The organism is Mesorhizobium sp. L-2-11 (assembly GCF_016756595.1).
Classification (GTDB): Bacteria; Pseudomonadota; Alphaproteobacteria; order Rhizobiales; family Rhizobiaceae; genus Mesorhizobium.
In genome coordinates, this window is the sequence record NZ_AP023259.1 from 127,139 (window position 1) to 140,154 (window position 13,016).

Sequence of the window (13,016 nt, forward strand, 5' to 3'; positions counted from 1 at the left end):
CAGGGATCTCATCGATTTGAATCCAATCGGACTGCGGACCAAGTCCTTTCCTTAGCGCGTGCGGATTCCGACGATGGCGCGCATGTATTCCGATCTGATGCCGCGCAGCGTTCCGATCTGATCGCGCGCAGGTGGAGCACCTGATCGTCGGGGAAGATGTCACTGCATTTGCGGTTCGGTCAAGCGGCAGCGGAGATGATGGATCTGCGCATGGATTCGCCGTTGAGTTCGAGCCGGTGAGCGTTGTGAACGAGGCGGTCGAGGATGGCATCGGCGTAGGTGGGATCCGCGAATGCTTCATGATGCACCTTTCCTTGATCGCCTGGTCCGTTGCAGTCGGCGTTGAAGTTGATCGATCTGGTCGCTGGAAAGGCTGATCTGCCAAGGCTGGCCTTTCGTGCTTTGCCGACCGTTGATAAGTCCCTGGGCGAGGTAATCGAAGATGGTTTGAGCCGTCACGCCGATTGCAGCGGCAGCGCCCTGTACAGAGTAGGTCCCATCAGGCCAGCGTGTCGGATTGGCTGCGACACCGTTAATCTTGGCTGTCGGGATTCCCCAGCGGTGGCGCAGAAGCCAGACGTTCTCGTAGGTGAATGGTCTGCCTCGGGCTGAACGAATGCCCTCGTCGTTCAATTTTTTGGCGATTTGCCTGTCCATATCGCCCGCAGCATTGAGTTGCGTGATCCGCTCACGCACAAGCTCGAGTTCGCCATAGTCTCGATCGTAAGATTGAACTCGGCGTTGGATTTGATGTTGGCTGGTTGCGCCGGTCTGCCAAAGAATCCTGATGGCGACCTGGCCGCGTATCTTCTTCTGGTCGAGAACGACCTCCTGCACGATGAAGCGCAAGATACGTTTGCGGTCTTCTGGTTGGGTCGTTTCTGAGTGCCAGATAGCCGGCAAATTCTCGGCGAGTTGCTGAAGCGCCGCGTGATCCTGTGTCTGTAACACCAAGGGCTCTCGGTCTCTCCACCGACGATATTCCTGCTCGATCTCATCGACCAAGCGCAGCTTGTCTTCCCATGCCTTTTCCAGGGTTCTGGCGACGAGACGATTTTCCGGTTCCACGGTGTCGTATTGTCGTCGAGCCCGCTCGGCGTCATACCGCGCACGTTCCCGCCGTAGCGTCCATTGTTTCTCGAGGCTCCGCGTTTCCTCCGCAATCTCGTCGAGCGCAGCGATGGCGATGGCGATTTGGTCAGGTTCCAACGCCTTCAGGAGGGTTTGGGCGACCAACTCATCTACTGCGGGCGCCCGAACCTCCTGACAGAGAGAGCTGCCGGTCTGGTTGCGGTCCGCCAGGCAGCAGTAAACGGGGCATGCACTGTCGGGGCCGCTGTAGCGCACGGTCATCCGCCGCCCGCATTGGCCGCAAACCGCCAAGCCCTGCAGCAAAGCAATGCCCTTGCGCGGCGCGCCGCGGTGGCCGGCCTCGTATCGATTGGTGTTGTCGGCGAGGCGGCGCTGATTGACCATGAACTCCTCCCAGTCAATATAACCAGGGTGTGCGTCTTTGATGCAAACCTCCCAGTCGTCAATGGCCACCTTCGAGGTTGCGCGGTGCGAACCCGGACCTTGGCGGACCGCATTTATTCGGCGCCGGCCGTAGACATATGCGCCGGCATAGGCCGGGTTGTGCAAAATATAATGGACATGGGCGATGGTGGCGTCTCGCCACACCAGCTCATGGGGTCCCGGCCCGCGGAGCGGCCGCACCGGTATGCGTAGGTCGTGCGTGCGCAGGTAACGCATAACGCGTCGCGCGGTCCCAAGCTCCCTAAATTTGTCGAAGACCAGACGCAGCCGAGCCTGCACCTCTTCATCAGGATTGAGCACGATCTGGCCGGAGCGGTTGTACGCCAAGCCACCTGGCAGCGGTATGCGAAGCTCGCCTCGCGCCGCCTTCTGCCGCTCCCCTTGATGCAGGCGGATGCGGATCTGATGCAACTCTGCTTCGCTCATGATCCCCGAGAGCCCTAACAGCAGCCGGTCGTGATAAGCGCAGGGATCGTAGAGGCGCTCGCCATCAGCGATGATAACGCCGAACAATGAACACAACTCGAGGAGTTGATGCCAATCTCGGTTATTGCGTGCCAATCGAGATGCATCGAGGCTGACCACCAGACCCGCGTTGCCGAGCCCGATCTCGGCGATGAGCCGTTGGAAGCCGCCGCGCTCGACTTGGCCGTTTCCCGATTTTCCAAGATCCTCATCGATGACGACGACACGATCCGGCGGCCAGCCCAATCTGACGGCTCGGTCCACCAAGCTGTACTGAAGTTCGGTGCTTTCCTGATGGTGGCGCACCTGGTTTATCGAGGATTGGCGTACATAAACGTAAGCGAACTTTGAACGCCGGACGGCCGTGAGCCGCTCGTCAGAATTACCCGGGACGGCCAACATCAAACTGTTCCCTCACCGCCGGCGCGGTCGGCGGCATCCGGCGGATCAGAGTCGCAAGCATCTGCGCGAGTTGGTGCTGACATACCGGTGGGAGATCGTTCCAAAGATTGGGCGAGTCTCGCTTGATCCTTACCAGTGGAACGTTGGCCTCCGGAAGAGATACCGCCATCCGAAGTGCTAATGCATGAGCAACCATTGCAATTCGCTATTGAGTTACCAAAGGTGATTCGCACATAATACACTAAAGGAAGCAAAATTCTAACGGATATTAACTTTTCAGTCCCGCCGCGATGCTCATCGTCATCATCGATAGCGCGCGACAAATCCGTCACTGACCGGCGGATATTGCGTAACCGCCCATCCGGCAGGCGGATGACAACAAAGGCAGGTCCGCGCCCCGACCGAAGTGATGCCACCTCAAACCGCTGTCCACAGAGCGCGTGTCGACGGTCAACTACCGTGATGTGAGACACCAGCCGATCAATGACAGGGGCATCCTGCTCTGCTTGGGTCTCCGATCAGATCGAACCAGCGGGCCACCGGGAGTTGACTGGTCACCAGCGTTGAGCGCCGCCCGTACCGGTCTTCGAGGATTTCGAGCAGGTGGTGACGGGCATTGCCGTCGAGCGGTTCGAGGCCCCAATCGTCGAGGATAAGGAGATCGACCCTGGCCAGGCTTTTCATGCGCGCGGCGATGCGGCCGTCGCCCTTGGCCAGGGACAGGTCATCGATGAGCCGCGGCAGCCGGGTGTAGAGGACCGAACGGTTGTCACGGCAGGCCTTGTGACCGATGGCGCAGGCCAACCAGCTCTTCCCGACCCCGGCCGGCCCGACGATGGCCAAGCTCTCATGGGCGGCGATCCAGTCGCCCTTGAGCAGCTTGTCGAACAGCCGGCGATCGAGACCGCGCGCAGCACGGTAATCGACATCCTCGGGCACGGCATGGTGGCGTAGCCGCGCATGACGAAGGCGGAGCGCAAGGCGCCGGTCATTACGGTATGTCGCCTCGTGATCGAGCAGCAGGGCAAGCCATTCGGCGTGGCTGAGGTTGTCGGCATCGCTGTTGCTTTCCAATTCGATGAACGCATGGGCCATGCCGGCCAGGCCGAGTTGCCCCAGCAGTTCGAGTGTCGGATGTTTGAGCATTGTAGTCCTTTCAGTTGTAATATCCGGAGCCCCGGATGTTGGTGTGGAAGATCGGCGTGTGGTCCGGGGCTTCGCGCGCCGGAACCTTGTCGAGCCCCTTCTCGAGGATCGATTTGACCGAGGGATAGTTGCGCGCCTGGATCTCCAGCGCGCGCCGCGCGGCCGCTTCCAGGCGTTCGGCGCCGAAGCGCTTCGCTAGCCCGATGATGCCGAGGCATGAACGGTAACCCTGCTCGGGATGCGGCCGATCCTCAATGATCTTTTCAACCAGCAACGACAGCATCGGCCCGATCCGCGCCGCTTCCTCCCGGATCTTCACGGGCGTCCATTCACGGTAGCGCCGATGGCTCGAGGGCATATGTTCGGGGATCGTCGTATGCCGCCCGTTGCCGCTGCCACGCATGTGCGCGGCGATGCGTTCGCCGTCGAGGAAGATTTCGACGGTGCGTGTGGTAATTCGAGCCTCGACCTCGCGGCGGGCGAAGCGCCAGGGCACCGAGTAATGGTGGTGCTCAATCGCGATGTGATAATCGAGTCCGACTCGGCAACGCTTCCACTCAGCGTGGACCCACCGTTCCGCCGGCAGCGGCTTGAGGTTCGGCGCGTCGATCTCCTCGAACAGCTGGCGCCGCGTTTTGCTGAACTGGCGAAGCACCCGTGTGTCGTTGAGATCGGTGATGCATTCGGCGACCGCCGCGTTCACCTCGGCCAGGCTGTAGAAGATCCGGTTGCGCAAGCGGCCCAGGACCCAGCGTTCGACAATGCCGACACAGGCCTCGACTTTCGCCTTGGATCAAGCCGTCAACTGCAGCTCGTGTGGGTACGACCGGTCTTGCGGTGCGCATCACACATCCCTTCCACCCACTCCTTGGTCAGATCTTCGAGGTGGTCAGCCGTAGCCCGCATTGGGGCGAGGACCGGGTAATCTATCGGGCGGCAAACGGGACTTTGCCAACCATTGCCGTCGCTTTGACGGACATGGCGCCGCCCGATCCATTCCGGCGGATCGCGGCTGGGCGTGCCGCTTTCCGGATAGTCGACCTGCAGCGGCTGCTCGGCATCTTGGAGCAGGTCTCCTCGTCAATAGAGGTGGGCGATGCGTAAAAACAATTACACCGCTATTGTAATGCAAAATACGCCGCATCGAGCGATAAGAGACCTCAATGTTGCCTGTAGTATCAGGCATTTTGGGGATTCATATCAGGTTGCGGCATTTGACAGCTTAGCTTGTGAGGCGTATTTTTATTTACGAATCAGTTTTGAGGTTGGACATGGCCAAACCAAAGCCGGTGCTAGACGATCCAAAGGGCGAGGCCCTGGCTCGGGACGGCACGCTCAACCCCCACCCCGAAGCCATCAGCGACACCCTGTTCATCAGCAATCCCTTCCTTCGACGCCAAGGACCTTGTCCAGGTGCGCTACGAGATGGTGCGTCGCCATCAAGCCGATGGCGTGCCCATCAGCAATGTGGCCCGCGTCTTCGGGGTCTCGCGGCCAACCTTCTACAAGGCACAAAGCACCTTGGCCGATCACGGTCTGGCAGGCTTGATCCCCCAGCAGCGGGGACCAAAGGATGGGCACAAGCTCTCGGCAGAGATCGTTGGCTTTGTCGACGAACTCAAGGCGGCAAGGCCAGATCTGACCTTGCCGCAATGCATCGCCGAGATCACAGCGCGCTTTGGCATCACCGTGCACCGACGAAGTCTCGAACGGGCGATGGCGCGCCAAAAAAAACGACCCGACTCTCTTTAACCGCCGGCGCAGCCAATCTTGTCGACGCCTACGAACAGTTACGGGCGGTCGTGCTTGGCGCCCCAGTAATTACCGCCGCAGGGCTGGGCACCCTTCGGCGTCAAGGTATGGCCGCTTGGATCAAGGCCATGTCCACGCCCCCCGCTTCGGCGCTGACACGCCCGGTGTATCGACCGCCTATGCCGGGCGCGACCGCCACCAATGAGCTTATCGTCATTTTAGCCAGTCTTGTTGTCACGCTAACCGCGGAGCCAGCACATGCCTGATCTCAAAATCACCACCGATCACCTCCGGCGCGATGCCTACCTCTACATCCGCCAATCGACACTGCGACAGGTCGCCGAGAATGGCGAGAGCACCCAGCGACAGTACGCGTTGCGTGATCGCGCCATCGCCGCCGGTTGGCCCGTTGATCGTATCCACGTCATCGACTGCGATCTGGGCAAGTCCGGATCCAGCGCTGTCTCTCGCGACGGCTTCCAGGAGTTGGTCAGCGAAGTCGCGCTAACCAAGGCCGGCATCGTCATGGGGCTAGAGGTCTCGCGATTAGCGCGCAATTCGGCTGATTGGCATCGGCTTCTCGAACTCTGCGGCCAGACCCGCACCCTGATCCTCGACGAAGACGGCATCTACGACCCGGTCGGCTTTAACGATCGGCTGTTACTCGGGCTCAAAGGAACTATGAGCGAAGCCGAGCTGCACTTCCTCAAAGCCCGTATGCGCGGTGGACAGATCAACAAGGCCCGCCGCGGCGAGCTTCGGATCGGCGCGCCTGTCGGCCTGGTTTACCGGCCTGATGGCGCCCTCGATCTCGACCCCGATGCCGAGGTGCAGGCCGCGCTTCACCTGGTGTTCGCCACCTTCGAGCGCCTCGGCAGCGCGACCCGGACGGTCAAGTACTTCCTGGACGAAGGCATCCTGTTCCCACGACGGCTGCGCAAAGGCACGCAAAAAGGCGAGGTGTTGTGGGCGCCGCCGCGTCACGCTCGCATTTTGCAGGTGCTTCATAACCCGAGATATGCAGGCGCCTTTGTCTATGGAAGATCACACGGCCGCCCTCGGCCCGGAGGCGGCGTGTCCCAGATCAAGGTGGAAATGGCTGACTGGCAAGTCGTCATGCCCGACATGCATCCGGGCTACATCGACTGGGCGCGCTTCAAGGCGAACCAGGAAAAGCTCACCGACAACGCCCAAGCCTATACCATACACCGCAAAGCCGGCCCGGTCCGGGAGGGACCAGGCTTGCTTCAGGGTCGCGTCCTTTGCGGCCTATGCGGCGAACGCATGAGCGTCCAGTATAGTCAGGAACATGGGCAGTCAGTCCCGACCTACGTTTGCAAGGAAACCGCCACCCGCCGGGGCGGCAAGGTCTGCCAGTCGGTGCCGGGCAAGGTGGTCGACCCGGCCGTCAGCGCGCTGTTAGTCAAGCTGATGACCCCGATGACCTTGGAGGTCAGCCTCGCGGTACAGGGCGAGCTGGAAGCCCGCACCGCCGAGACCGACAACTTGCGTCGCCAACATATTGAACGAACGCGCTACGACGCCGAACTCGCCCAGCGACGCTATATGAAGGTCGATCCCGACAACCGTCTCGTCGCCGACGCCCTCGAGGCTGAATGGAACGAGAAGCTGCGGCTGCACACCGATGTCGTCGAGGACTACGAGCGGCGGGCGCCCGAGGAGGCCGCCGCCCTCGACACCGAGATGCGCCAACGCATCCTTGATCTCGCCGAGCAGTTCCCTCGGATCTGGAGCGACCCCCGCGTCGACGTGCGTGAACGCAAGCGCATCCTGCGCTTGCTCATCGCCGACGTGACCCTAATCAAGGCGGACAAGATCACGGTCCATGTTAGCTTGTCTGGCGGAGCGACGCGCTCCTTGACCCTGGATCGGCCGCTGCCGATCGCTCAGATCCGCAAATTTAAGCCTGATCTGGTCGCCGAGGTCGACCGCCTGCTCGATCTTCACTGCGATCGCCAGATCGCCGAAATCTTCAACGAGCGCGGCCTTCGAACGTGGGAAGGCTCACCCTATAATCTCAAGAAGATCGCCCACATCCGCAATGCCTATAGATTATCAAGTCGTCGTCAGCGCCTTCTCGACAAAGGAATGCTCACCACAAAGCAAGTTGCAATCCGGTTCAATATATCTCTGACGACTGTCCATGCGTGGGGCCGCCAAGGCCTCATCACCAAATGCTTTAGTGATAACCATAATCGCGGCCTCTGGGAACTTCCCGCAGGTCGCACCATAATTAAGGGAAACGCTGGAAAACATCCTTATCCCGCTCGCCTTCAATCCACTACCGCTCAATCAACCGAACAAGGTGCAATATGAAGCCTTCTCCTTATCGCGTGGCTTCCTCGGTCTTGCCGGGAGCACCGCCGTGCCGTAATGACGCGCCATGTCGGTGTAGCTGCGGTTGACCATCGGATCGAAGTGACACGCCTTAATCACCGCGACCTTCGCGTTGTCCGGGACCAGAAGATGGGCCACGCCGCCGAAGAAGGCGAAGGCGCCATTGTGCGCCTCGATCCAGTCCGCGAACTGCTCGGTCCACGTCGCGCAGGCAAATGACAAGCTCGATCCGCCGAGCACCGCCACAAACAGATGGGCATCGCGCACCTCACCGGTCCGGCGGTCGACTACAACCGGCACCGTGTCGCCGGCGTAATCGACAAACATCTTCTCACCGCCCGCGTGGCTCTGCCGCATCGTCAGAGGCAGGCGGCCTTCCCAGCGCCGGAACAGGTCACACCAACGGCTGTAGCGATAGCCATCCGGGTGGGCGGCGACATACTCTTCCCACAGAACCTGCAGCGTCACATGCTTGCGCTTCAGCTCACGTGCTACCGCCGACCAGTCCGGTTCCGGCTGTTTGCGCCGGCCGGGCTTCATCCCAGGTAAGCCGTATAGGCAAGCTTCCAGGTCGGCATCGCTCATCTCGGCCGGGACCGGCCAGTTCAGCCCGGAGCGTGCAAACCGCTTCAGCATATCCCGGACCGTCGTCGGCCCGACCCCGGCACGCTCGCCAGCCATCCGCGTCGATAGCCCCGCTTCCAAGCTCAGACGTAAAATCTCGCGCACGTGGCGCATCCTAACCCTCCTCGTCGGCATCCATTCCTCCGGTCGTTGCCCGACCGGAACATGCCCCAAGGATCAGGTTCTCCTAACTCCGAACTGCGCGCGATCGTGTCGGAATCCCGCGCGGGTAATTCTCGGAATGCTGCGCGCCATCACTTCGGAATGCCGCGCGCGATCAAATCGGAACGGTGCGCGCGATGATCTCGGAATCCGCAGCGCGTGCCAAACATCTACGTGCACAAGATCGATTGCGCCATTTGGGTATGTTCCAGCCCCCTCTCAACTTTGGGGGAAGGCGGGGACGGCAGACGCCCCCTCGGTCCACGCGGGCTTCGCATTCCAACAATGCTGCCCCTGCTGCCCGCCTCGATCACCGCAGAGTAAGTGCTGTGCTGGTCACATGTTGACCCATTAAGACCAATCTTTGCTTATGGAGGATGCGCGCTCTCTTGACCTGCAGTCGTCCCCGGGTTTTTCATTATTTCGAATTCAGGAACCTCTTTGGTTCCCAACCGGGTTGTCCAAATTTTGCGGTTTGAATTTACTTTTTCCGAATTGTTCGGTGCTAGGGGACCAACACGCAGCTAACTATTCTCGCGCGGGGGGTGAAAGAGTGATGCAGCGTCTGTCTGCCGCAAGGCTCGGTGATCTTCTGGCGGGAGACCTGCGTTTTTTTGGCGGCCCCTCGACGATCGAACCACTTGCCGGCCGAATCAGGGCGGAGCAGGTCAGTATCGTGCTTCGCAACACGCCTCTTGGTATGGCTGCGAACATACTCAATGCGGCCACTCTTGTCATGGCGCTTTGGGGCTCCCCGGACCAGACGAAATCCATCCTCTGGGCGAGTGTTATCATCGTCGCCGCCGGGTTCGTAGGCCTAAGAGCGAGATCATCATTTCAGTCAGTCAAACCAAGGTCAGTGTCTCGCCGAACAACGCAAAACCTGGTGCGGAACGCGTTCCTGTTCGGCACCTGGTGGGGAGCCCTTCCCGTTCTGTTCTTCGGTGGGGCAACAAACGCAGCCCAGGTCGTCATTACCTGCCTGAGCGCCGGGATGATCGCAGGCGGTGCCGCTTCTTTTTCCACGATTCCTGTTGCGGCCATCGCGTATACGCTGCCCATCTTCGTCGGTTCGGCGGTTGCCATTGTGTGGGTGGGAGACGCAGTCAATCTGCCCGTCGCAATCCTGATAGTGAGCTACGCCATCACGCTGTTTCGTGCAGTGCTTGCCCACGCGGTCGAATTTACCCGACGCTTCATTCTGCAAGCGGAAAGCGAAAATGCCATTCGCAGGGATGTTCTAACGAGACTGCCAAACCGGTTCAGCTTCAACGAGCGGCTGGAGAACGCGTTGGCGGACGCAAAGCAGTTTGACCAGCACTGTGCGTTGCTTTTGTTCGATCTTAACAACTTTGCCGAGGTGAATGATCGCTTTGGCCGAGCCATGGCGGATGCCCTTTTGGTCGAAGTAGCTGCGAGACTTCGGAGATCGACGCGGGAGAGCGATGGCATTGCCAGGTTGGAGGGCGGCGAATTTGCAATAATCGCTACGCGCGATATCAGGCCAGATCAGATCAGGTCCTTGGCCAAACAGATCATAGAGGCCATGCGCGCCCCGTTCTTGATCGAAGGGCGCGAAATATATTGCAGGGCCTCTATAGGTGTCGCTTTGGCCCCCGCTGACGGTTTGGATGCCAACCAACTCCTGCGGTGCGTCGACACCGCGGTATACAGGGCCAAGACGCTGGGGGCGGGCTCCATTCAGTTTTTCAGCGCAAACGACGATGAAGCTGCTGCAAGGCGCCATGCTCTTGAACGCGATCTGCCATCTGCGCTGACCAATGACCAGCTTTGGCTCGCATTTCAACCATTTCTCGACCTCGGGAGCGATCGCATCCGAGGTTTTGAAGCGCTTCTGCGGTGGCAGCATCCGACCCTTGGCCCGATCTCTCCGTCGGAGTTCATACCCATCGCTGAAGAAACGGGTTTGATTCACTCCATCGGACACTGGGTCGTCAAAACGGCTTGTTTGGCAGCGGCGCGCTGGCCGCGCGACTTGCGGGTCTCCGTCAACTTGTCGGTGGTGCAGCTTAAGAACAAGGCCTTGCTTGATGGAATTGTAGTGGCCTTGGCTGAAGCCGGGTTGGAGCCCCGAAGACTCGAGGTCGAGATCACAGAAACTGTGCTGATTTCGAATTTTGAAGAAACGATTTCATTATTACAATCGTTAATTTCGCTATCCGTCACAGTTGCTCTTGACGATTTTGGCACCGGCTATTCATCACTGACTTATCTTCGTAAATTGCCTCTTTCGCGCCTCAAGATCGACCGATCTTTTGTCCAGGATATGCTCACCGATGCGGACTGTGCCGCGATTGTAAGATCCTTGGTTGAGTTGGCGCATGAGCTTCGAATTGAGGTAACAGCCGAAGGCGTAGAAACTCCCGAACAGCTCGACTATCTGCGATGCGTCAGATGTGATGAAGCTCAAGGCTATTTAATCGGAAAGCCTGTCCGGATAAGCGAAATTCCTGGCATTGCCGCGGAGCCGGTGGGTCAGGAGCTAGGTACTTGAATAGCAGGACCGGCACTTTTGCGGCGATGGTCTGGTTGTCTCGTATCTCGACGGTCACGTTGCCTTGCTCAGGCAGGCTGAAGGCCGCAAGTCCTGTGCAAGCACTGCGAATAGCCCTGTGACGAAGCATCCGATCGAGGTGATCACGTCGGCCGAGCAGCGCCGGCGGTGGTCTCGGAGGCAAAGGAGCGGCTGGTCGCAGCGACGTTTGAGGCTGACGATAGTCTAAGTCTAGTGTTTCGGAGATCGCGCGATCGACCGGCATTCATATGCGCCAGACTTTTCCGGAGAGGTCGGAGCCGCATCCTGGTGGTGGGTCAACGCCGGAGGATACAAAAATTATTCGTCCGCAATGGTCGCAACGATGTCGATTTTTTTGCCACCTGATGAGCCGCTCTTGCAGCAGTTCGGCCTGCTGGCCTACCGGGGAGCATCACACCGCTGCTTTCCCCCTTGAACCGTCATTGCCCTGACAACACATTTTGCAATCGTCGGCGGGTGCGATGAGGCGCCTGTTAACGCAAACTAGAGCGGGATGAGATTTATGGGAGTCGTGGGATTCCCAAATCAGCGATGATCTGATTCAACCTTGCTGCTGGGCAGGAGGCCAGCATTGATGGTTGGATATTCAATGGACCTGCGCGAACGGGTTGTTGCGGCGGTCAAGGTTGAAGGGCTTTCGCGGCGCGCGGCGGCTGCTCGATTTGGCGTCAGCTACAGCGCGGCGATCGAGTGGCTGAAGCGGGTGGAACAGACGGGGAGCGTGGCGCCCCGCCAAGTGGGCGGCTACAAGCCGAAGAAGATATCGGGAGCGTGGCGCGACTGGCTTGTCGAGCGCTGCCGGGAGAAGGACTTCACCTTGCGCGGGCTTGTGGCCGAACTTGGCGAGCGTGGCCTGAAGGTTGACTACCGCTCGGTGTGGGAGTTCGTGCACGCCGAGAAGCTGTCTCACAAAAAAAGACGCTGATCGCCGCCGAGCAAGATCGTCCCGATGTTGCGCGCCGACGGAGGCAATGGGTTCTGTATCAGGACCGGATCGACCCCGCCCGCCTGGTGTTCATCGACGAGACCTGGACCAAGACCAACATGGCCCCGCTCAGGGGTTGGGCACCGGTCGGACAGCGGATCAAGGCCAAAGTTCCCAATGGCCACTGGAAGACAATGACCTTTCTGGCTGCGCTGCGTCATGATCGCGTCGAAGCGCCCTGGCTCATCGACGGGCCGATCAACGGCGAGAGGTTCCTCCTCTATGTCGAGAAGGTTCTCGTGCCCACTCTCCAGCCGGGCGACATCGTTGTGATGGACAATCTCGGCAGCCACAAAGGCAAGGCCGTGCGTCGCGCCATCCGAAAGGCCGGCGCGAGGCTCTTCTTCCTGCCGAAATACTCGCCTGACCTCAATCCGATCGAACAGCTCTTCGCCAAGCTCAAGCACTGGCTGCGAAAGGCCGCAAAGCGCACCGTTGAAACGGTCTGCAACGCCATCGGCCAGATTCTCAACCGCGTCACACCGCTCGAGTGCTCAAATTACTTCGCAAACTCAGGCTATGACCGCAGGTAATCTCATCCCGCTCTAGCGGTTCAGCAGGATGGGGAGGAACGAATGAGCCCGGAGGCTTTCAGTAGCCCACTTTTCGTGAAACGTGCAGCATACATCGTGCAGGAGATTGCCAGTCTTGCCGACGCTATCGATTTCCTAAACGAATGGCCAGAAGATCGGAGAGACCTGGCTCACGATGCCGCCCTCAGGGCGTGCTATGAGGCACACGCTGGGCGAGAACTTGTTAGCGCAGCGCGCAACGCCTTTCTCGGTTTTGCGAAACAGGCCGCCATATTGGAAGATGCAACCTCCGCCATGCAGTGGCTCGCAGCCTGCAAGTCGGGCAGTGGAAAAGTGCGCGCGTAGGCCGTCGGCGACGCAAGTGAGGCTGGCGCAGGGCACGTCGAGAGGGCCTTGCGTAGAGATTTCACGATCGCAGCGGGAACCACGCTCGGCTCGGGAAGAAGACGAGCTGAGCCTATTGCCGCATAGCCGCCTTGGGGCGCGGAGATGACCG

General features: G+C 59.8%; 7 protein-coding genes and 4 pseudogenes. 6 read left to right on the forward strand and 5 right to left on the reverse strand.

Annotation, left to right across the window (positions count from 1 at the left end):
- Positions 1-179: 179 nt before the first annotated feature.
- The 4 genes and pseudogenes from JG739_RS33390 to JG739_RS33405 all read right to left on the reverse strand — a co-directional run.
- Positions 180-302: pseudogene (locus JG739_RS33390) on the reverse strand (ATP-binding protein); the annotation flags it as partial.
- Positions 298-2,403, reverse strand: a complete 2,106-nt coding sequence (locus JG739_RS33395; RefSeq protein WP_199202838.1) for a recombinase family protein — start codon at positions 2,401-2,403, stop codon at positions 298-300. The gene JG739_RS33395 and the pseudogene JG739_RS33390, both read right to left, overlap by 5 nt.
- A 498-nt stretch (positions 2,404-2,901) precedes the next feature.
- Positions 2,902-3,549: pseudogene (gene istB, locus JG739_RS35865) on the reverse strand (IS21-like element helper ATPase IstB); the annotation flags it as partial.
- Positions 3,550-3,559: 10 nt separating this feature from the next.
- Positions 3,560-4,339: pseudogene (locus tag JG739_RS33405) on the reverse strand (Mu transposase domain-containing protein); the annotation flags it as partial.
- Positions 4,340-4,365: 26 nt separating this feature from the next.
- Here JG739_RS33405 and JG739_RS33410 point away from each other — a divergent pair.
- From JG739_RS33410 to JG739_RS36585, 3 genes are all read left to right on the forward strand, one after another.
- Positions 4,366-4,653: a Y4bD/Y4pK family protein gene (locus JG739_RS33410; RefSeq protein WP_199202839.1), complete on the forward strand. Its 288-nt coding sequence runs from the start codon at positions 4,366-4,368 to the stop codon at positions 4,651-4,653.
- A gap of 309 nt (positions 4,654-4,962) precedes the next feature.
- On the forward strand, positions 4,963-5,301 hold the full coding sequence (locus tag JG739_RS33415; RefSeq protein ID WP_244749628.1) for a helix-turn-helix domain-containing protein: 339 nt from the start codon (positions 4,963-4,965) through the stop codon (positions 5,299-5,301).
- 258 nt (positions 5,302-5,559) lie between these two features.
- Positions 5,560-7,638, forward strand: coding sequence for a recombinase family protein (locus JG739_RS36585; protein WP_446720522.1), 2,079 nt, complete (start codon positions 5,560-5,562; stop codon positions 7,636-7,638).
- Between the two features lie 3 nt (positions 7,639-7,641).
- Here JG739_RS36585 and istA read toward each other — a convergent pair.
- Positions 7,642-8,397: pseudogene (gene istA / locus JG739_RS33425) on the reverse strand (IS21 family transposase); the annotation flags it as partial.
- Between the two features lie 604 nt (positions 8,398-9,001).
- On the opposite strand from istA, the gene JG739_RS33430 reads away from it, so the two are divergent.
- The 3 genes from JG739_RS33430 to JG739_RS33440 all read left to right on the forward strand — a co-directional run bounded on the left by JG739_RS33430 (position 9,002) and on the right by JG739_RS33440 (position 12,865).
- Positions 9,002-10,960: a putative bifunctional diguanylate cyclase/phosphodiesterase gene (locus tag JG739_RS33430; protein ID WP_199202840.1), complete on the forward strand. Its 1,959-nt coding sequence runs from the start codon at positions 9,002-9,004 to the stop codon at positions 10,958-10,960.
- 616 nt (positions 10,961-11,576) lie between these two features.
- A protein-coding gene (locus tag JG739_RS33435; protein ID WP_446720497.1) for an IS630 family transposase occupies positions 11,577-12,520 on the forward strand; the annotation gives its coding sequence in 2 pieces (ribosomal slippage) (positions 11,577-11,913 and positions 11,913-12,520; 945 coding nt in all).
- 42 nt (positions 12,521-12,562) lie between these two features.
- Positions 12,563-12,865 carry a DUF982 domain-containing protein gene (locus JG739_RS33440; protein ID WP_199202842.1) on the forward strand — a complete coding sequence of 101 codons (303 nt, stop codon included), beginning with the start codon at positions 12,563-12,565 and terminating at the stop codon, positions 12,863-12,865.
- Positions 12,866-13,016 lie beyond the last annotated feature (151 nt).